Here is an 18,809-nt window from a genome sequence, read left to right on the forward strand (position 1 = left end):
TCTCGGCTTATTCATAAAATTTAGAATTGATGACTTCATAGGAATCCTCTGATTTTATAGGGCTAGCATCTTGTGCATAAAGCAAGTCCCTCCAGCTTGGTAAACGGAGGGATTGTAGGATGCTAGGAATTTAAGTATTCCGATGTCTCAAGGTTTGATAGGACTTCGCCACCATGATCAGACACGTAATTACAATTACTAGGAGCGATATAAATTGTGAAGTAGACAGGATCCCGACACTGCCACGAATAATATCTCCTCGATAAAACTCGATAATAAATCTACCGAGACTGTAGAGCAGCAAATATAGACTTGTTATGAATCCGTCCGTTCTCTTACTCTTTGCTAAATAAATCAGTACAAAAAAGAGGCCGAAGCTAAATACACTTTCAAGAATTTGAGTGGGAATCAGCAACACATCGTTTGGAGCGAACTCAGATTCGTGAAAGGTAATGCCAAACCAGCCGTGCGTCTCTTCTCCATAGCAGCAGCCTGCCAGAAGGCATCCGATTCTTCCAAATCCCTGTGCCAAGGCAATAGAGGGGACAAACAGATCGAGATGCTTCAGGAAATTTAAGCCTTTCATCCTGCAGTAGATATAACCCGTGAGGATCCCGCCCAGAATGCCACCGTAAACCACATAGCCTGTAGACATATCCCATAAAATTTCAGGATGATCCATGATATTTTTGCCTTGGGTTATCCAATATAGGAGCTTTGCGCCTAAAAATCCACCCAATAGTCCCCAAAGCGTGATCGAGAAAATATGGGAACGCTCCATTTGCTTTTTCTCTGCTCGAGTTACCAAGACCTGATATGCTGTAATAATACCTATCGCAATCATCAATCCATATCCATATATGGTTAATGGACCAATATGGAGCAAATCATTCTTCATGGTTATATCCATTCCTTTCGCCTCGCTCAAGGCACAAAACGTAATGTAATCTTTTTAATCTTGAGCAGGATAAATCGGTTAAACTATAAATCACGCGCGGAGTTGTGTGGGTCACCTCATGTATTGGAGGACAGCATGGTTATATGTGTAGATTGCCATTCCAAATGCCATTCCAAGCACAAATCATCATTTTTTATGGCTCGTTTGCTATATCCTTCTACTTAAGTGGAAGTAGCTACTTCGATTCCAGACTTTTCTCTCCACTTTGGTGGAAATATGACCCAAGTATACCGGAACGCGATCTTTATTGTCAAAGAAGGCAGGGCTACTTATTCATACAACAACGCCTCGATTGGATCCATATTGGCCGTTTTGTTGGCTGGACAGTAACCGAAGAAAATACCGATACTCATCGAGAAGAAAACAGCAGGCAGGATATGCGGGATGGATGTCAGTACAGGATATCCGATGATAATAATAAAAAAATCGTAGACGAAATCTTCCATGCCGAGTATTGCAAGAAAGATAAGATGGTGAGTTTGAGGACTATAAAAGCTTTTGGACAAAGTTATGAGCATAACACTATTAAGTCTCTCGGGGTCGGAAATACAAATTGCAATTGATCGCCCTGGAGTAGGTCTATCAGACGTTCATAGAAATTATACAGTCCATGATCATTGTCATGATGTTAAGGAAGTTATGGAACATTTTGAAGTGGATAATTATGCCTTATAAGGCTGGTCTGCTGGAGGTTTGTATAGCCAAGCATATGCTTCGATGTTTCCAAAGGATGTTGTTTCTTTATCACTAGTAAGTAGTGCAATCGCCATTTCTAGTAAGGAATCAAACAAATATTTATCCAACGGCTGGAAGATTATACGATTCATCAATAAATATTTACCCAATTTCACAAAAAGGCATTTTAGGAAATTCAGTAAACAACTTAATAAAGATATAGAAAGAGTATTAGATAAATCAATTAGAGAGATGGTTGATGCCGACAAACAAAGTGCCTCAGTTTCTTATATAAGAACTATTCTGAGAGAAGCAGCACTTGAAGGGTATGGTAATAGCGGGACAGGGGTTTATTCTGACGCACGTGCACTTTGTAAAGAAATATTTATTAATAAAAGCAAAATGCCAAGTGAAATTTATATATGGCAAGGAGAAAAAGATACGATTTGGACAACTAAGACTGCAAAATATCTGCAAAAACAATATCCGAATGCAGATTTGAATATAATTCAAGAACAGGGCCATTTAATTTATCTTACATACTGGGGAGAAATTCTTAGTAAAATAAAGAGAGGTTTTTTAACGTCCCTCCGAAAGAAGTCTCCCACTTCTAAATCTTGCGAAGCATGATGAAAGAGGGAGATGAATTTCCATAGGCGTAGCCTAAAGTCTTTTTCTATATTTTTCCACGTTATGATACAATCGGTCTTAAGTAAGAAATATAGAAAACCAAGGAATGAAGTGAGGTGATTCGATATGGCAAACAAAGCATATAAGTTCCGTCTGTACCCGACTCAAGAACAAGAGCAACTTCTTGCAAAAACCTTCGGCTCTGTTCGTTTCGTCTACAACAAAATGCTGGCTGAACGAAAGGAAACCTATGAGCAATTCAAGGATGACAAAGAAGCATTGATGAAGCAAAAACTACCTACACCTGCAAAATACAAGAGTGCGTACCCTTGGCTAAAGGAAGTAGACAGCCTTGCACTAGCGAACGCACAACTCAATTTGCAGAAGGCATTTCAAAACTTCTTTTCTGGTCGTGCTGAATTCCCCAAGTTCAAAAGCCGTAAGGCAAAACAATCCTACACAACCAATGTGGTGAACGGAAACATTATGCTTTTGGATGGCTATATTAAATTACCGAAACTAAAACTCATGAAAATGAAGCAGCATCGGGAAATTCCGTCATGTCATATCATCAAGTCTTGCAGCGTTTCCTGAACGAAAACGGGAAAATACTATGTTTCGATCCTCACCGAATATGAACATCAACCTGTACCCAAAGAAGTACGTGCGGTTATTGGCTTGGATTTTTCCATGAATGGCAAATTTGTCGAGAGTAATGAGGGTAAGACAGCCAATTATCCACGTTTCTATCGCCAGGCCCTGGAAAAATTAGCGAAGGAACAGCGTATTCTATCACATAGAATGAAAGGCTCTAATCGCTCTGCAAAACAGCGGTTGAAAGTAGCAAAGCTACATGAAAAGATTGCAAATGGGCGAAAAAACTTTCTACATAAGGAATCACACGCATTAGCGAAACGATATGATTGCGTGGTGATCGAAGACCTCAGCATGAAGGGAATGTCACAAGCTCTCCATTTTGGTAAAAGTGTTGCTGATAATGCCTGGGGTATGTTCACGACATATCTACAATACAAGTTAGAAGAACAAGGTAAGAAGCTTATCAAAATAGATAAGTGGTTTCCATCATCCAAAACTTGTTCAAGTTGCGGTCGCAAAAGGAAGTCCCTATCTCTTTCTGAGCGGACATTCCACTGTGATTGTGGATTTGTAGCAGATCGAGACTGGAATGCTTCGATCAATATCAAAAATGAAGGACTGCGCTTATTAGCGTTAGTATAGCAAAAAGACCTCTTGGAACGAGAGGGATAGCTCGGTCAGTTTTCGCTGGCTACTAAAAGCAGCGATAAGTCGAGAAGCCCCCACTTCAAAAACCGTGAGGTTTTAAGTGATGGGTAGTTCACATAGCTCGATATAGGAAAAGCATTAATACAAAACAATGACCTGAAACCTATCCATGGGGAAGACGCTCTTTTTGGTTTAGAGACCCAGATGGAAACATTATAAATTTCTATTCTAAGCAATAGACCAATGTGGGGGAAAGCTGTGGCTATTATAGGAATGATAAGACACGGAATAACCGAATGGAATATTCAAGAGAAGGCACAAGGACTCTCTAATATTCCGTTGAACGAAGAAGGTAGAAAGCAAGCGAAGTATTTGGGAGTGAAATTAAAAAGTGAAAACTGGGATCTTATCATTACAAGTAATTTGATACGTGCCAAAGAGACTGCAGAAATTATCGCCTATGAAATAGGGGGCAATCATATTATTGAAGATATTCGAATACGTGAAATTGATTGCGGACGAATTGAAGGAATGACTGAGGAACAAAGAATAAAGAAATGGGGAAGTCATTGGCGTGAGCTTGACCTCGGTATGGAGAGATTTGATGATGTAGCATGTCGCGGTGTTATTTTCCTGGAAGAAATATGTGATACATATAAAGATATGAGAGTACTCGTTGTAAGTCATGGTGCGTTAATCGGATTATCGTTACAGAGACTATTTCCAGAACTGTTTTAGTAAAACATATATTAATAACGCTTCACTTACACTAATAACGAAAGAAAGCAACGGATGGAAGTGCATTCTATATAACGATATAGAACATTTGCAAATGTAAAAGAAAACTTCAATACATAAAGGAGAAAATAATGATTAATATCCCTAATGTAATTCCTCACAGATATCCATTCTTAATGATTGATAAAGTTCTAGAGGTCGAGCCAAATAAATGGGTCAAGGGCTATAAGAATGTGACATGGAACGAATGGTATATAACTGAAGGAAATAAGCATATGCCAAGTACGTTGATAGTTGAAGCTTTAGCACAGTTAGGTGCATTTGCATCAATTACGAAGGATAACGGATTAGGGTTTTTATCATCTTTAAATGGTATCGAGGTTTTAGGGCAAGCTTCTCCAGGCGATAGAATTGATTTGTATTATGAAATTACTAAAAACAAAAGAGGTTTCGTCTTAGGTAAGGGAGAAGCCTCTGTAGGAGAAAGAATAATTGTCAAGGCTCACGAGATTATGATATACCTACAACCAAACAGATAGTGTTTATGGACTTCGTAAATCAAGAAACGTTAGACGAAATTAATGTAGTGAATGAGGAAAACCTACGGGAGGATCTAATGATGAATACACCAAAGATAATTAAAGGTACAAATGATGAAGCAAATTATGTTAGAAAAAAACTTATTGAGTTCAATTCTAAAAATGTACCAAACGGCATTTATGAAGAAATTAATTTATGTTTAAAGGATGACCAAGAAGAAATAATTGCTGGTCTCCTTAGTGTAGTATGTTGGAACTGGATGGAGATTGATATTTTATGGGTAGATGATGAACATCGTGGGCGGGGACTTGGTAAAAGATTATTGGAAGAAGCAGAGCAAATTGCTAGAGCGAAGAATTGTACATTCATTAAGTTAAATACATTCAGTTTCCAAGCTCCCGAATTTTATAAGAAGTATGGTTATGAGGTAATGGCAATCATCGAGAATGCTCCGTTGGGAAATAAACATTATTATTACAAGAAGTGCCTTAACTAAGTGTAAGTTATTACTGACCAGCTAGACACCATGGGTGTTATTGATAGAATTTTAACAAGAATAAAGTAGATAAAACTTAGAGTTGAGGGTATTTCTGAGACGGCCCCCTAACATCATATAACAATATATTAACGATACTTAATGTTCGGTCCTTGATAACCAAAAAAACGGAGGCAAACTCTCAATGGAGATTAGATTTATATCAGACACCGAATATACTGTCCTATATCCAGAAGTAACAGACATAATTTGGACAGATTATTTGATTAAGCATTATAACATTCATGATAAGGATTTACGAAGGCATGATGCATTAGGAGACAGTATATTAATTGGAAGAATTTTTCTGAGAATATTAGAAGAATTTCAAGCCAGGGACATAAAGGATATTGAATTTATAGACCCAGTAGTAGTAAAGAGATTTCAAATCAAACCTTTAGTGTAGAAAAGGAGGATGAAATCATGCAAGTTAGATTCGAAGACTATTTAATAAGTTCAGACAAGACACTTTTAAATTATGAGATTGTTTGTGGATTATTAGCGGGGACATATTGGGCAAATAAAAGACCAGTTGAACGAATTAAAAAAGCGATTGAAACTTCACTCTGCTTCGGAGTATATCACGGAGAAAAACAGATTGGATTTGCTCGAGTTATTACGGATTGGGCAACTGCATACTGGTTATGTGATGTCATCATTGATGATGATTATAGAGGGAAAGGAATAGGCAAAAAATTAGTAGAAACCATAATTCATAGTGAAGATCTTAAAGATATATCTGGCTTCTTAGGAACAGCTGATGCACACCGATTATATGAACAATATGGATTTGTAAAGGATGCTGAAAGCTTCATGGTAAGAAGACCTCGATAAGTCTCTTGAATATTTATTGGGTAAAAATTCAGAGAAAAAATGAAGAAGGAAAGCACCTCTTGAGGCGCTCTCCTTCTTCATTTTTATTCGTTAACGAATCGTAAAGTAATTACGAACTCTCTTCCCAATTCCATACCTCAATGCGCCCCAATCGGAATTCGCGGAATTCCGGTTGTTCCTTCAGTTTTTCGAGCTCTCGCACAGGCCCAGTTACGGTTGCACCGTAAACCTGAACTCCATTTTTCCGTAAATAAGCAAGTCGCTGTTTATCTTGATCTACACCGTAATATTTGATGTTCTTAGTCATCCATTCAAGATCAGACAGCATATAATCTATATGCTCCGACATTCTCCCCTTGTCTTCAGCTGAAAAATATAGGCGCCACATGGAAAGCCTGTTGTTCTCCTCAAACACAGACATCGGTCTCAGAGTTAAGTGAGGAACATAATAATCCTCACTTCCGCCGCCAACGGAATGAGGAGTGTCAAAAGCTTTAAGCTCTCCTGCATATACAGGCATTCCCGTCACTACAACGTCATAACTATCGAGCAACTCCATGAGCTGCTCTGGTGACATCAATGTGCTTATAGAAAATGACAACTCGGCCACATTTCCGTCTTCAATCTTCCCTAATTGTTCAAGGCCGCCTTCCTTACGAGATCTGTCCTTCATCGTTTTATCAAACATAATAGATGACGGCAAAATAAAAGCAGCCTGACTATCATTATTCAAATAAGCGCCGGTATTTACGATGGAATAGGTGAGCTTGCCTAACAAGCTCTGTTTCGCTCGAATCTCTCCCGTAATAACTTGCCAGTTACCGACATCTCTATATAGCTTAAGTGTTGTTTTTTGGGTGAGAAATGGTGTAATTTCGACGGTTGGATTTGCTGGTTTCTCCACTCTAACGCCATCTTCGTGTAGTTCTACTACCGTAATTATAGATCTAATAAATTTACCTCTAACGCCTGTAGTATCAAAATAGATGTGAACAGCAGAAATGTAGACTGCATACAACAAAAATAATAAAAGCAAAGCAGATGCTGCATTTACTAGCATTTTCACCCGCGTTCGCCAGATCATTCGATTAAACTTCTTTTTATTCCATTTCGGAGGTTCGGTATTGAAATCCTCATCCCGCAAAACATCTTGTTCCTGCTCTGTAAACTCATCACGCATATTCACAGTTCACCTTCCTCTTGTTTTAACTCCGTCTTAAAACGTTCTCTAGCCCGGTATAGGGTGACTTTCACTTGATTCAAACTGATATCAAGAATTTCGCCCAGTTCCCGATAGGATAAGCAGTTCATCTCTCTCAGAAGCAATATCGTTCGATACTGCTCAGGAAGCCTGCCCATAACTTTTGCAACGCGGATTTTACGTTCACTTGCAGCGAGCGCATCCTCTGGTGTTGGATACGTATTGTCTGTTTCTTGCGCCTCTATCTCTCTTCGCATCTGAATCTCTCCACGGTGCTTTCGATACCAGTCGATAAACAGATGACGCGCTACCTTATACAGCCATGCCCTTGCATACTCCCGATGCTCTGTCTTCATCGATACCATCGCTCTATAAAATGTTTCCTGGACCAATTCTTCAGCGATCTCCTTTGATCCGCACATCCGGTAAAGATAGAGATATAGAGAGGATTGATACGTTTTGAACAGTTCTGTATATAAATCATTTCGCATCGATATCCTCTCCTCCTTCTCACCCTAGACAACGGTTTGATCTGGTAAATGTTACAGTTGAATTCAAAAAAAATCGTTACGGATACAATTAACTCATTTGCATCCCTAACGAAATACATTTATTTACCCAATTACAGTTGGAAGAACTGTTACGCTAGAGTACAATTTAAAACAGAAGATAAAAGTGGAAGGAACTTATATCTATACAATAAATTAGGTTGTGAGCCATCTGGTCCCATCATAGATGCAGGAAACGTTATCGAAATTGGCGGAATGCATTGATATTTGAAGAATAAATAATCAACATGATTTACTATATTACATCAGATGGGGTGAATATATGAGTGACGCTGTAGAGATAAATTATTTATATCATTATTATGAGAAATCGAAAGGTCCCTTCATGAATTTATCAGATTTAACCTTGATGCAAGCGAAAAATGTTTTAGATAAGTTAAAAAGAGAAAGTGATGTTATGGCTGCTCATAGAAATGATGGATACCTTGAAAGAAGATATGAATTGGAACAAATGGCTCGAAACATGTTCATATCAAAAGGTGGAAAACCAGAAAGAAAAACACCCCATTATATGGTCGTAGGCGAATGCGATTGGCTTAATACTTGGTACAGTGAAGGTCAATATATAAAAATTCATATATCTAAGTTAAACATTGATGCCCTATCATTTTCCTATGGTGATTTATTTCCTACATTTAGTCCTCGTATAAATGATGGCCGGGAATATCGAAAACAGATTTATACATATGAAGAAATCTTAAAACTCATCCAAAAATATGGTTTACCTCAAGATTGGAATAGGGACGGTTTACATGGTCCCGAAAGATATATTGAAGTACAAGTGTGGGATGACGAACCAATCAGTTGTGTAAAAGAAAGTGAAAAAAATCTGAGGAAGTGAATTTTATGAAATCACCAGGAGGTTCAATATTTCCTTACTACTATAAAGGTGGAGAAATTCATTGCTTAAAATACGGGAGTAAATATAATAACGAAGAAAAACTTTTTGAATTGATGAAACAAGAAGAAGAGTTTATTTTTAACACAAATAAAAAACTGAAAATATGGATCGATATGTACCAAACCTCAGTAACAAATCGGGTACTGCAAGAGTTATCACACAATATCAATAACTTAAGTGCTCATATTGATAAACTTTCGTTTGTCGGACTATCGGGAATCAATATATGGAGACTAAGAAGAAGAATAAAAAAATTGGGGATAACACAAAGGATATCATTTTATAAAGATCCTGAAGATGCAAAAACTTGGTTAGTCAATGAGAGATAAGCGTCTTTAAGGTACTTTTAAAGCCACATGAATCTTCTAGTTTAACCGAGGAGAGAGACGTAATGGTTGAATATAAGTTTTGGTTTTTTATTGAGAAAGAAATGAAAGATATTATTAAAGAGCTTGATACAATATTAACTCTAAATGAATCTCATAGAGATTATGAGGATACGTGGGAGTGGTATGAGTACGGAGCAACAGATCAGGATAGTAAAGACATCTATATTAATATATCAAGAGAACACAACTGGAGACACGGAATGTATGATTGTCCAGTAATTTTAATCTTTCGAAACTCAGGATTGGAAGTTGATGAGATTGGGCATAGCATTGCAAAGCAATTAGGCGTGAAAGTCAATTATGGAGAAGTAATGTATGAAGGCGATTCAGACTACAAGTACAAAGTGATTTTAGATTGGAAAAAATAATCGGTTAAGGCCGATCGGAGTTAATATGTTTAAAAAAGCAGGGGGTAACACATAAGTATACCATCAACGGAGGATACGATGTCATTTAATTCACAAATCACAAATATTGAGATTGAAAAATTACTTAGTTATTCTGAGGACACTACGCTTGATGTAACGTTATTGACAGTCCTAATCATTTTTGGGGGAGGTAGCTTCATTGAAATTTTCGACTGTTGTCTTAGATTTGGATGGCACGTTTTTAAACTCGAAAAAGCAAGTTTCTAAGCGGAATTATGAAGCAGTACTTTCTTGTTATCAAAAAGATATAAGAATTATTTTTGCAACAGCTCGTCCTCCTAGAACAGTTAAAGTATTCCTTCCAAATGAGTTGTTAGATATCGGAGCATTTGTATATTATAACGGAGCACAAGTCATTTGTAGAAAATCGAAAACCGAATTTTGTGAATCCATTCCTGCTGATATTACCTCTGAAATCATCGATTATTGTTTGTTTCATGACTCTCAAATCGAACTGACTATGGAAGTAAAAGATCAATGGTTTAGCTTTAGGGAGCTTAATTATATGAACACGATGAACGCCAAGTCTAACCCTACAGTAAAATCATTGGAAGAGTTAAAACAATATGAGGCTACCAAGATATTAATATCTGGAAACAATCATATTCAAGGGCTTTCTTTAATGTTCGGACATAAGGTAAACATACTGGTAACAGACAATAAACAATTAATTCAAATCATGCCACTTCAAGCATCGAAGGAGGCGGCAGTAACTAGGTTATGTAATATCTACAATGAAAAAATGGAATCAGTCATTGTATTTGGAGATGACCATAATGATATAGGTCTGTTTAAATCAGCTGGATATTCAATTGCCATGGGAAATGCGGTTGTTGAATTGAAAGAGATTGCTAATGAAATAACGGGAAGTAATGACCAAAATGGAGTGGCAATGGTTTTGGAACGTTTGTGTAAGTAACTTGAGATTTACTGCATCTAACAATTAATTTGTAAGCGATTGAAGACAGGTTGAGTATTTCGCCAACTATAAACATTAGATAAGGAATGAAATAAATGAGCAGACGTATTATCGTAACAGGTGGAGCAATTATTAAAGACAGTGCGGGAAGAATATTATTACAGAAACGATCTGATTATGGAGATTGGGGATTACCGGGCGGAGGTATGGAACCAGGGGAATCAATCGAAGAGACGATGGTTAGAGAAGTTAAGGAAGAAACCGGGCTTGATGTTATACACTACAATCTAAACTCTATTTATTCTGGATCAAGAATGATGTATACATATCCTGATGGAAATGAAGTCGTTTTTGTTATGTTCTTATTTAATATTGAAGCCGATCTAAAAGGGAAGCTCGAAGAAGATGGATCAACAATTATCCATACAGATAGTAACAATGAATCGTTACAACTTATATTTAAACATCTTGATGAAATTAATCTTGAAACTATTAATAGAATACAGAAACCAGTATTTATTGATTTAAAAGAAGAACGAATGGGGATTCTTAGGAGCTGAGTACGGTTGTGTATTCGGGAGATAGGAGAACTCTATAAGATGTGATTCAAGGAGGTTATTGCATGATTTATGTGATTAGACACGGGCAAACAGATTTGAATCAAGAAAGAAGACTCCAAGGAAGACGGGGACTCCCATTAAATGAATATGGAATAATTCAAGCGCAAAATTTAAGAGCCAAACTTGCAAATGTAGAATTTGATTATGTATTTACCTCCCCACAAGAAAGAGCTATTCAAACAGCAGAGATAGCAACGGGTAAAACAGTAAAAATAGATCCAAGATTGGATGTTTTTGATTTGGGAGAAGCTGATGGGTTAAAAAAAGACGAAGTGAAAATAATGGGGGTAGTTCCTGATTCAAAAATTTATAGAAGTGTTGAAAACATCCATCATTACATTAAAAGAGTTTTTGAGTTTATGCAAGAACTTGAAGCTGAATATAGCGTGAAAAAAGTAAACATTTTGTTATCTGGTCACAGATGTACAACGGGATGTATTGGCGCTTATTTCGAAGGTATTCCCGAGGACCGAAATATTCTCAGATTCTCATCAAATAACGGGGAGTATAAAGTATATAACTTCAATACGACTCGTAATAACTAAAAGATATTAAACTAAATGCTTCTCAAGGGAGGAAAGAAATTGATGAAAACATTTCCGACAATAGAAACTGAAAGATTGATACTCCGACAATTACGACCAGAGGATTCCGTCGATCTGTATAATTATTTTTCTAAAGATGAAGTGACAGAGTTTTATGATTTAGATAGTTTCACGGAACTCCAGCAAGCAGAAAATCTTATAAGAATATTCAATGATCGATTTATTACTCAGCAAGGAATTAGGTGGGGAATCACTCTTAAAGCAGAAGATAAAGTTATCGGGACATGTGGTTTTCACAACTGGTCTAAGAAACATTTTAAAGCTGAGATTGGCTATGAACTAAGTCCTGAATATTGGGGAAAAGGAATCATGGCTGAAGTTTTAAGAGAAGTGATTAATTTTGGACATAAAGAACTTGAGTTAATCCGCATAGAGGCCTTTACATATCCAGATAACATCAATTCTAGAAAACTATTAGAGAAGTCTGGATTTAGTGAGGAAGGGTACTTAAAAAAATATTATTATGTGAAGCAAAGATTTGTTGACGCGGTAATTTTCTCAATCATAAAGGAAGAAGTGACTAACGATGAAAGATCCAAGAATTGAACAACTCGCTAAAAATCTCATTCAATATTCGGTGAAGCTACAACAAGGGGAAAAAATACTAATTGAAGTAGATGGATTGGAAATTCCTTTAGCACAAGAATTGGTGAGACAGGCTTATCGTGTCGGTGGAGTTCCATTTCTTTTAATAAACAATCATGAATTATTAAGAGAAATATTAAAAGATTGTACCGAGGAACAATTAAAAGCAATGGCATCATACGACTTAAACAGAGTTAACGATATGCAAGCCTATATACTCATTAGAGCTGGAGAGAATATAAGTGAATTAAGTGGTATTAGTCCTGAGAAGATGGCGTTGTATCGAAAGCATTATTCCCAACCCATCAATGGCAGACGTTATAATCATACGAAATGGTGTATTCTTCGTTATCCGAACCATGCAATGGCTCAACAGGCGAACATGTCAACTGAGGATTTTGAGAATTTGTACTTTAACGTATGCAATTTGGACTATTCAAAAATGGATAAAGAGATGGATAATCTAGTTGAGCTTATGGATCAAACAGATAAAGTTAGAATTAAGGGTGTAGGAACAGATTTGACATTCTCGATCAAGGGCATGCCTTCAATTAAAGATGCAGGAATCATGAATCTTCCGGATGGAGAAGTATATACAATGCCGGTTAAAGAATCTATCAACGGAGTAATCTCGTATAACACACCTTCTTTAAAAGAAGGCTTTACTTACGATAACATTTGTCTTGAAGTCAAGGATGGTAAAATTATTAAAGCTACCGCAAATGATTCATATCGAATAAATAAATTACTGGATACTGATGAAGGTTCAAGGTATTTTGGCGAATTTGGAATAGGTCTTAACCCTTATATTGAAAATGTAATGAAAGATACTTTGTTTGATGAAAAAGTATGGGGAAGTTTCCACCTCACTCCTGGATGTGTTCCTCTTGGGTCACCTGGAAATGAAAATTGGTCCGAACTTCACTGGGATATTGTTAATATCCAAAGGCCGGAATACGGCGGGGGAAAAATATGGTTTGATGATATTTTAATCCGAAAAGATGGGTTGTTTATTCCAGAAAAATTACAGGGATTAAACCCAGAGAACCTAAAGTGATGATGTCGCTGTTGACATGATCAATCGACAAGCGCCCCAGCCTAAGATAAGAGTTATCTAGGGCTGGGGCGCTAATCTTTTTCGAAAATTGCACGAGAAAATATATAAATACATTCGATGATAGTTGAAAAGTTTATTTAAGGAGATCTTTAATGAAAACGATCAATTTAGGCATGATAGGCAGCGGGCATGTAAGTAATCGATATTTTGAGCAGGCGTCCAAATTAGAAGGAGTACGTTTTGCTGCAGTTTGCTCAAAACATTTGGAAAATGCGGAGAAGAAGGCATTAATCTATGGAGTCCCAAGTTGGTACGATGATTATAAGGTCATGATGGACCGAGAGGAGCTTGATGCTGTAGTCGTCACCACACCTCATTCCATGCACACGGAGCCGGTGCTTGCTGCACTAGAACGTGGGTTGAATGTTCTAAACGAGAAGCCCATGGCTACTAACTTTGAGGATTGTAAACGGATGGTATTCCTTGCAGAGGAGAAGGACGTCATCTTCATGAGTTTACCTTTTGACTTGAGTCCCACCTTCCTGGCCGCTTCCGAATATGTTGATGAACGATATATCGGAAAAATCACGGGTGCCGAGGCACAACTTTCCCTTCCGGGACCATGGCGTGACAACTGGTATTATGATAAATCAATATCTCATGGAGGGGCCGTGCTTGATTGCTTGGTATATCCGATTAGCCGACTAGTTGGCTTATTAGGACCGGCTGTAAGCGTTATGGCAGAAGTAAATACCTTAATTCCGAATCGAATTGTCGGTGATGGTAAGAAAGTGTGTAGTGATGTGGATGATAATGTGTCCATAATCCTCCAGTTTGCAGGAGGACAACATGCGGTTATTCGCTCATTATGGGGACTGTCGTTCAAACAGAATAATACAATTATTTATGGACGTAACGGGACTATAGCTTTGAATGATAGCGGGTTTCCATTGGTTGTCCAAACAATAGGAGAAATAATACCAGAGGCAGAACAAGTCAATTGGCGTGGAATTGAGAATTGTTATGTTCCGCATGGAAAGATTTCTAAGCAAAAAAATGAGAGTGTGATTTCCCATTTTGTTAACTGTCTTAGAACTGGTGAGCAGCCGGTACAGTCAGGTAGACAGCAGCTGCACGTGCACGAGATTATGTTCGGTGCATATCAATCAGCGGAAGCTGGTCAGCGTTACCCATTAACGACCACCTTTACTCCGTGGACTAAAGTGGATTCCCTCATATTTGATACTCGTAGTCGTTATATATAATAGATTTAAGAAGAGTAAGAACAACAAAAGACATGAATGGGGATCTGGTTTGAATGTCAAATGAGGTAAATCACAAGATACTGACGATGAGCATGGTTCAAGATGGGGATAGGATACTGCTAATGAACCGTCCGAATCATTTAGGGTTCCCAGGATATATTGCACCAGGCGGAAAAGTTGATTTTCCAGAAAGTATAGTAGATGGAGCAATTCGAGAGGTAAGAGAAGAAACAGGCTTAATTGTAAAAGACATCATATATAAGGGGCTAGATGAATTCTGCGAAATTAATTCTGGACTTCGTTACATGGTGTTTAATTATTTGGTAACTTCATTTGAGGGCGATCTTCTTACAAACCCACCAGAAGGGGAATTGATGTGGGTCAACAAGGATCAGTTGAATGAACTTCCTATGCAGGATTGGTTTCGAGAAAGAATACCATTGTTTTTCAGACCAGGAATATTCGAAGTAAGTACGATATGGGATAAAAATAAGGATATCGAATTGAATAAAACCATTAAGCATTATATCGAGAGCGAAATCAAAGAAAATCGGTGGGAAGTCGTTAACACAGGAATGTAATATCGGCCAAAAAGCCTTAGAAAAGGAAGTGTGTATAGCCATGAAGGTGGTTACCACTCTCGAGCACTATGAATTGCTAATTGACGAGGGAAATGATCCTGTGCAAGATCCTCCATTACTACAATCTTATATGAACAGATGGGATGGTGACATTTTTTTCGAGGCATTAAAAGCTGAGAACAAAGTCGTATTAGATGTGGGAATTGGAACGGGTAGAATAGCTAAGTCGGTTTTGAATGCAGGATGTCAGTTTCTTGTTGGAATTGATATTTCACCAAAGAGCTTAGAAAGAGCCAGGTCTAATCTAAGTGTGTTTTCAAACATGGAGCTTGAGCTGGCAGATGCACATCAATTTATTCGCCCCAATACCTTTGATTTGGCCTATAGTGTATTGACTTTTTTACATATAGAGGATAAAGAGATAGCATTGAAAAACATTTACAATTCGCTTAAAAATAATGGATCATTTGTGTTGTCGGTTAGTAAAGACGATGAATGGTTTGAATGTGGTAGTAGGAAGTTAAAGCTTTACCCGATCGATATGGATGAATATGTACGTCTTTTTCAATCAACAGGGTTCCAAATCCAGTCGATTCAGGAAACTGAAAGTAAATATGCGACAATTATTAAAGGCAAGAAGAAGGAGCAAATCAATGGGTAGACTAATCTTAAGGAGTGTGATGAACATCAAGGATTTGATTGAAACTGAAGCCGAACAATTGTATCTCTATCATGAAGAAACATAATGCCTGCTTGGATAAAAAACCCCCTCCGGTCAACAGTCTTTGAACTCATCATAACATGAGATCTTTTAATACTGTCTACCATGAGGGGATAATATCATATAGTCACTTATTGGACTTTAAAAATCAACCTGCAGCCCAAACATCTAATTCAATTTTTAATTCTGGTAAACCTAATCCCTTAACATAAGCAATCGTCATAGAAGGATATGTGGTACCGAACACTCCATTCCATATTTCATCGAAATGATCCCAATCAATTTCTTCTGTGGCCCAAATGTTGATTTTAATTACATGATCCGGAGTCAACTTTTGAGAAGAAAGGAGTGCAACAATATTGCTCATTGTATTTGTTACTTGTTGATTAAAATCTGTGGGGATATCATTGTTTTGATCGATACCAATTTGACCAGAAAATACATATATTTCAGTATCTCTACTTATTTTTGTTACATGACTATAGTTTCCAACAGGTTTTGCTATATTTTCCGGATTATATCTTTTAACTACATTATTATTTAAGTTCATCATTTGTAAAGTCTCCTTTTAAATAGAAAATACATAACTTATGGAAATGTTATATATTTCCACTGTTTTTTAATACTTCTTAATTTTAGACGGACTTATCCCGTCAGAAATTAATTCTAGAAAAAAACAGCAGTAGAATACCCAATACCGAAAGATAAATATTTAATGGATCTCTTTTTCATCAGGTATTCCCTCCTTCATATTTAAAAGTAAAATGACTTACAGCAGAATGTTAACATTAAAAAATGATAGTAGCAAGTCTCAAGTGCTAAATTACTTTGTAACTCAACGAAACGATTTGTCCGATCTTCTCCATATGAGTTAATTGAAAAGTACTTGGTATGGTTCCTTTTGGAAACAGTGGGATACCTTCTCCGAGTACTTTCGGAATGACAGCGATGTAAAGTTCATCAAGCAATTTTGCTTCCAAAAAAGCAGATACAAGTTGTCCTCCTCCTACAAGCCAAACGTCTCCATCCGATGCGTGCTTTAACCTTGGAATAAGAGTTTCTATAGCCTCATCCGTATACATAATATGCGGGGCAGGGGCTTGCTTCGATCTCGACAGGACGTAGCATGGTTTGTTGGCATAGGGGAAGTCATCACTGAGCTTTAGCACTTCTTCATACGTGAGTCGCCCCATTACGACCGTACCTACCGTATTATAAAACTCATCATATCCGTTATCCTGTCCGTCCCCTTCGACATCAAACAGCCAATCGACGGAACCGTCGGGTTTGGCGATATATCCATCCAAACTCATGGCGATGTACAGTACTACTTTATTATTGTTCATATATCAATCGCTCCCTTCTAAGGATTATGATACATTATAACTACGACAAAAATTGACGTAATTAGGTGAGGGAAATGAATGATCGAAGGCTTACGATAATGCGATTATTAGATTCGAGGAAAAAGTTCACTGCCCGTGAACTGGCTGAACGATTTAATGTATCGGTACGTACAATTCAACGTGACCTGGATTATTTGCAGCAGATGGGTGTACCTCTTTATACAGAGGTAGGTGCACACGGGGGTTATCGTGTTCTGCCGAACAGAATTTTGCCGCCACTTCAACTTACACAGCATGAGGCGTTTGGTTTATTTATGATGATTGAATATTTGGAAAAAGTCCCCGACTTTCCATATGGATCGATTCGTACCCATTTAGCAGAACATTATTTTTCTAGTTTACCCAGCGATGTACAAGATATGATTATTCGTATGAGACAGCACATTACATTTCATCAATATCATTCGGTACAGCCAGAGTCACTGACAACGAAAATATTAAGTGCATCAGTTGAAAAAAGAGAGATTGAATTTGTTTATTCATCTCGCAGCGGAACAAAGAATGTGGTAGCTTGTCCCATTGGCATCTATTATGAGAACGGATATTGGTACATGCCAGCTATGAAACATGAACGGGTGTTATTGTATCGTGTAGATCGGATGCAGCAGTTGAATATACTTAATCGATCGGACAATTCTATTCCGACCCTTAAAGAGTGGTTAGACTCAGAGGATAAAAGGGAAAGTGTAGAAGTGGTGTTGCAATTTACCGACTTTGGAGCAAGGCTTGCAGGATCGGAACCTCTATTTAATTCCGTTCAACACAACAAATGGCGAGGCCAAGTTCCGCCAGAGGAGTTTCCATTTATAGCACGGAGATTGCTTTCATATGGTCCCGAAGCAAAGGTCATCGTCCCCAGACAACTGCAAGAATTAGTAATGGAGATGTTGAAGAATAATTTAAGTCAGTATCATCAGTAAGCACTAGAGTGGAGGATTAATAATGAACAACAAAATTGTTCCTTATCAACAAAATTATCATGAACAATTAGTGGATATTTGGTATCGTGCTGTGGTTCTAACCCACACTTTTTTGTCTGAAAAGGACATTCAATTTTATCACCACATAGTTCAAAATGAAGCATTAAAAGAAGTTGAAATTTGGATAGAAGTGAATGGAAATAACGAACCGATTGGGTTTATTGGGCTTAATGGTAGTAAAATAGAGATGTTATTTGTCGACCCTAATTACCACGGACAGGGAATTGGTAGTCGATTACTAAAAAACACTGAAAAATTGAAAGGTAGCCACCTCGAAGTTGACGTCAATGAGCAAAATGAGGGGGCGCGAGCCTTTTATAAACGGTATGGATTTGTGCAAACAGGACGATCAGAATTAGACGGAACAGGTCGGCCATTCCCCTTACTTCATTTAGAACTAAAAAGTTGAGCCTACGGAAAACGATAG

25 protein-coding genes and 1 pseudogene are annotated in these 18,809 nt (G+C 37.5%); 20 read left to right on the top strand and 6 right to left on the bottom strand.

The genetic code is table 11. The features are described 5' to 3' along the window. Positions 1-130 precede the first annotated feature (130 nt). Both AC2TF5_RS08235 and AC2TF5_RS08240 read right to left on the bottom strand, forming a co-directional pair. The gene (locus AC2TF5_RS08235; RefSeq protein ID WP_491301691.1) at positions 131-910 is read right to left on the bottom strand and encodes a prolipoprotein diacylglyceryl transferase; all 780 of its coding nucleotides are present in this window, start codon (positions 908-910) and stop codon (positions 131-133) included. Positions 911-1,227: 317 nt separating this feature from the next. Continuing rightward, on the bottom strand, positions 1,228-1,476 hold the full coding sequence (locus AC2TF5_RS08240; protein ID WP_491301692.1) for an ABC transporter permease: 249 nt from the start codon (positions 1,474-1,476) through the stop codon (positions 1,228-1,230). 175 nt (positions 1,477-1,651) lie between these two features. Between AC2TF5_RS08240 and AC2TF5_RS08245 the strand changes: the two genes are divergently transcribed. The 7 genes and pseudogenes from AC2TF5_RS08245 to AC2TF5_RS08275 all read left to right on the top strand — a co-directional run bounded on the left by AC2TF5_RS08245 (position 1,652) and on the right by AC2TF5_RS08275 (position 6,155). Continuing rightward, entirely contained in the window at positions 1,652-2,263 is a 612-nt protein-coding gene (locus AC2TF5_RS08245) for an alpha/beta fold hydrolase (protein WP_491301693.1), read from the top strand. Between the two features lie 126 nt (positions 2,264-2,389). Further along, positions 2,390-3,502: pseudogene (locus AC2TF5_RS08250) on the top strand (RNA-guided endonuclease TnpB family protein). 264 nt (positions 3,503-3,766) lie between these two features. Continuing rightward, positions 3,767-4,246 carry a histidine phosphatase family protein gene (locus AC2TF5_RS08255; protein WP_491301694.1) on the top strand — a complete coding sequence of 160 codons (480 nt, stop codon included), beginning with the start codon at positions 3,767-3,769 and terminating at the stop codon, positions 4,244-4,246. A 131-nt stretch (positions 4,247-4,377) separates the two neighbouring features. Further along, positions 4,378-4,785 (top strand): 3-hydroxyacyl-ACP dehydratase FabZ family protein, encoded by a 408-nt coding sequence (locus AC2TF5_RS08260; RefSeq protein ID WP_491301695.1) that lies wholly within the window; start codon positions 4,378-4,380, stop codon positions 4,783-4,785. Positions 4,786-4,862: 77 nt separating this feature from the next. Then, the gene (locus AC2TF5_RS08265) at positions 4,863-5,282 is read left to right on the top strand and encodes a GNAT family N-acetyltransferase (protein ID WP_491301696.1); all 420 of its coding nucleotides are present in this window, start codon (positions 4,863-4,865) and stop codon (positions 5,280-5,282) included. Positions 5,283-5,466: 184 nt separating this feature from the next. Then, on the top strand, positions 5,467-5,727 hold the full coding sequence (locus AC2TF5_RS08270) for a hypothetical protein (RefSeq protein ID WP_491301697.1): 261 nt from the start codon (positions 5,467-5,469) through the stop codon (positions 5,725-5,727). A gap of 17 nt (positions 5,728-5,744) precedes the next feature. Beyond that, positions 5,745-6,155, top strand: a complete 411-nt coding sequence (locus tag AC2TF5_RS08275; protein ID WP_491301698.1) for a GNAT family N-acetyltransferase — start codon at positions 5,745-5,747, stop codon at positions 6,153-6,155. Positions 6,156-6,264: 109 nt separating this feature from the next. Here the strand turns inward: AC2TF5_RS08275 and AC2TF5_RS08280 are convergent, their stop codons facing one another. Together AC2TF5_RS08280 and AC2TF5_RS08285 are read right to left on the bottom strand one after the other, a co-directional pair. Beyond that, entirely contained in the window at positions 6,265-7,335 is a 1,071-nt protein-coding gene (locus AC2TF5_RS08280) for an anti sigma factor C-terminal domain-containing protein (protein ID WP_491302841.1), read from the bottom strand. A gap of 2 nt (positions 7,336-7,337) precedes the next feature. Beyond that, positions 7,338-7,847 (bottom strand): RNA polymerase sigma factor, encoded by a 510-nt coding sequence (locus AC2TF5_RS08285; RefSeq protein ID WP_491301699.1) that lies wholly within the window; start codon positions 7,845-7,847, stop codon positions 7,338-7,340. Between the two features lie 340 nt (positions 7,848-8,187). Here AC2TF5_RS08285 and AC2TF5_RS08290 point away from each other — a divergent pair, with 340 nt between their 5' ends. From AC2TF5_RS08290 to AC2TF5_RS08340, 11 genes are all read left to right on the top strand, one after another. Next, positions 8,188-8,766, top strand: coding sequence for a hypothetical protein (locus tag AC2TF5_RS08290; protein WP_491301700.1), 579 nt, complete (start codon positions 8,188-8,190; stop codon positions 8,764-8,766). A 5-nt stretch (positions 8,767-8,771) separates the two neighbouring features. After that, positions 8,772-9,155: a hypothetical protein gene (locus AC2TF5_RS08295; protein WP_491301701.1), complete on the top strand. Its 384-nt coding sequence runs from the start codon at positions 8,772-8,774 to the stop codon at positions 9,153-9,155. Between the two features lie 62 nt (positions 9,156-9,217). Beyond that, positions 9,218-9,583, top strand: coding sequence for a hypothetical protein (locus AC2TF5_RS08300; protein ID WP_491301702.1), 366 nt, complete (start codon positions 9,218-9,220; stop codon positions 9,581-9,583). A gap of 199 nt (positions 9,584-9,782) precedes the next feature. Continuing rightward, a complete protein-coding gene (locus AC2TF5_RS08305; protein ID WP_491301703.1) occupies positions 9,783-10,562 on the top strand; it encodes an HAD family hydrolase in 780 nt (259 codons plus the stop codon). A gap of 95 nt (positions 10,563-10,657) precedes the next feature. Next, positions 10,658-11,122, top strand: a complete 465-nt coding sequence (locus tag AC2TF5_RS08310) for an NUDIX domain-containing protein (protein WP_491301704.1) — start codon at positions 10,658-10,660, stop codon at positions 11,120-11,122. Between the two features lie 62 nt (positions 11,123-11,184). After that, the gene (locus AC2TF5_RS08315; protein ID WP_491301705.1) at positions 11,185-11,727 is read left to right on the top strand and encodes a histidine phosphatase family protein; all 543 of its coding nucleotides are present in this window, start codon (positions 11,185-11,187) and stop codon (positions 11,725-11,727) included. A gap of 42 nt (positions 11,728-11,769) precedes the next feature. Continuing rightward, a complete protein-coding gene (locus AC2TF5_RS08320; RefSeq protein WP_491301706.1) occupies positions 11,770-12,333 on the top strand; it encodes a GNAT family N-acetyltransferase in 564 nt (187 codons plus the stop codon). Next, positions 12,314-13,429 carry an aminopeptidase gene (locus tag AC2TF5_RS08325; protein WP_491301707.1) on the top strand — a complete coding sequence of 372 codons (1,116 nt, stop codon included), beginning with the start codon at positions 12,314-12,316 and terminating at the stop codon, positions 13,427-13,429. The genes AC2TF5_RS08320 and AC2TF5_RS08325 overlap by 20 nt, the downstream gene beginning before the upstream one ends. Positions 13,430-13,581: 152 nt before the next feature. Then, the gene (locus tag AC2TF5_RS08330; protein WP_491301708.1) at positions 13,582-14,694 is read left to right on the top strand and encodes a Gfo/Idh/MocA family protein; all 1,113 of its coding nucleotides are present in this window, start codon (positions 13,582-13,584) and stop codon (positions 14,692-14,694) included. 53 nt (positions 14,695-14,747) lie between these two features. After that, positions 14,748-15,275 (top strand): 8-oxo-dGTP diphosphatase, encoded by a 528-nt coding sequence (locus AC2TF5_RS08335; RefSeq protein ID WP_491301709.1) that lies wholly within the window; start codon positions 14,748-14,750, stop codon positions 15,273-15,275. Positions 15,276-15,315: 40 nt separating this feature from the next. Next, entirely contained in the window at positions 15,316-15,936 is a 621-nt protein-coding gene (locus AC2TF5_RS08340; RefSeq protein WP_491301710.1) for a class I SAM-dependent methyltransferase, read from the top strand. A 208-nt stretch (positions 15,937-16,144) separates the two neighbouring features. Here AC2TF5_RS08340 and AC2TF5_RS08345 read toward each other — a convergent pair whose 3' ends face one another. Together AC2TF5_RS08345 and AC2TF5_RS08350 are read right to left on the bottom strand one after the other, a co-directional pair. Then, positions 16,145-16,549, bottom strand: coding sequence for a RidA family protein (locus AC2TF5_RS08345; protein WP_491301711.1), 405 nt, complete (start codon positions 16,547-16,549; stop codon positions 16,145-16,147). A 265-nt stretch (positions 16,550-16,814) separates the two neighbouring features. Then, the gene (locus AC2TF5_RS08350; RefSeq protein WP_491301712.1) at positions 16,815-17,342 is read right to left on the bottom strand and encodes a dihydrofolate reductase family protein; all 528 of its coding nucleotides are present in this window, start codon (positions 17,340-17,342) and stop codon (positions 16,815-16,817) included. Positions 17,343-17,440: 98 nt separating this feature from the next. Here AC2TF5_RS08350 and AC2TF5_RS08355 point away from each other — a divergent pair, with 98 nt between their 5' ends. Continuing rightward, positions 17,441-18,322, top strand: a complete 882-nt coding sequence (locus AC2TF5_RS08355; RefSeq protein WP_491301713.1) for a helix-turn-helix transcriptional regulator — start codon at positions 17,441-17,443, stop codon at positions 18,320-18,322. Positions 18,323-18,344: 22 nt separating this feature from the next. After that, complete coding sequence (locus tag AC2TF5_RS08360; RefSeq protein WP_491301714.1) at positions 18,345-18,791, top strand: acetyltransferase; 447 nt, start codon at positions 18,345-18,347, stop codon at positions 18,789-18,791. The last annotated feature ends 18 nt before the right edge of the window (positions 18,792-18,809 follow it).

This window comes from Paenibacillus sp. JNUCC 34, from assembly GCF_058269055.1.

Coding starts and splice junctions, on each gene's coding strand:
- AC2TF5_RS08235 (WP_491301691.1), bottom strand. CDS start 910: ATGGATATAACCATGAAGAATGATTTGCTCCATATTGGTCCATTAACC.
- AC2TF5_RS08240 (WP_491301692.1), bottom strand. CDS start 1,476: ATGCTCATAACTTTGTCCAAAAGCTTTTATAGTCCTCAAACTCACCAT.
- AC2TF5_RS08260 (WP_491301695.1), top strand. CDS start 4,378: ATGATTAATATCCCTAATGTAATTCCTCACAGATATCCATTCTTAATG.
- AC2TF5_RS08265 (WP_491301696.1), top strand. CDS start 4,863: ATGATGAATACACCAAAGATAATTAAAGGTACAAATGATGAAGCAAAT.
- AC2TF5_RS08270 (WP_491301697.1), top strand. CDS start 5,467: ATGGAGATTAGATTTATATCAGACACCGAATATACTGTCCTATATCCA.
- AC2TF5_RS08275 (WP_491301698.1), top strand. CDS start 5,745: ATGCAAGTTAGATTCGAAGACTATTTAATAAGTTCAGACAAGACACTT.
- AC2TF5_RS08280 (WP_491302841.1), bottom strand. CDS start 7,335: ATGCGTGATGAGTTTACAGAGCAGGAACAAGATGTTTTGCGGGATGAG.
- AC2TF5_RS08285 (WP_491301699.1), bottom strand. CDS start 7,847: ATGCGAAATGATTTATATACAGAACTGTTCAAAACGTATCAATCCTCT.
- AC2TF5_RS08290 (WP_491301700.1), top strand. CDS start 8,188: ATGAGTGACGCTGTAGAGATAAATTATTTATATCATTATTATGAGAAA.
- AC2TF5_RS08295 (WP_491301701.1), top strand. CDS start 8,772: ATGAAATCACCAGGAGGTTCAATATTTCCTTACTACTATAAAGGTGGA.
- AC2TF5_RS08300 (WP_491301702.1), top strand. CDS start 9,218: ATGGTTGAATATAAGTTTTGGTTTTTTATTGAGAAAGAAATGAAAGAT.
- AC2TF5_RS08310 (WP_491301704.1), top strand. CDS start 10,658: ATGAGCAGACGTATTATCGTAACAGGTGGAGCAATTATTAAAGACAGT.
- AC2TF5_RS08315 (WP_491301705.1), top strand. CDS start 11,185: ATGATTTATGTGATTAGACACGGGCAAACAGATTTGAATCAAGAAAGA.
- AC2TF5_RS08320 (WP_491301706.1), top strand. CDS start 11,770: ATGAAAACATTTCCGACAATAGAAACTGAAAGATTGATACTCCGACAA.
- AC2TF5_RS08325 (WP_491301707.1), top strand. CDS start 12,314: ATGAAAGATCCAAGAATTGAACAACTCGCTAAAAATCTCATTCAATAT.
- AC2TF5_RS08330 (WP_491301708.1), top strand. CDS start 13,582: ATGAAAACGATCAATTTAGGCATGATAGGCAGCGGGCATGTAAGTAAT.
- AC2TF5_RS08335 (WP_491301709.1), top strand. CDS start 14,748: ATGTCAAATGAGGTAAATCACAAGATACTGACGATGAGCATGGTTCAA.
- AC2TF5_RS08340 (WP_491301710.1), top strand. CDS start 15,316: ATGAAGGTGGTTACCACTCTCGAGCACTATGAATTGCTAATTGACGAG.
- AC2TF5_RS08345 (WP_491301711.1), bottom strand. CDS start 16,549: ATGATGAACTTAAATAATAATGTAGTTAAAAGATATAATCCGGAAAAT.
- AC2TF5_RS08350 (WP_491301712.1), bottom strand. CDS start 17,342: ATGAACAATAATAAAGTAGTACTGTACATCGCCATGAGTTTGGATGGA.
- AC2TF5_RS08355 (WP_491301713.1), top strand. CDS start 17,441: ATGCGATTATTAGATTCGAGGAAAAAGTTCACTGCCCGTGAACTGGCT.
- AC2TF5_RS08360 (WP_491301714.1), top strand. CDS start 18,345: ATGAACAACAAAATTGTTCCTTATCAACAAAATTATCATGAACAATTA.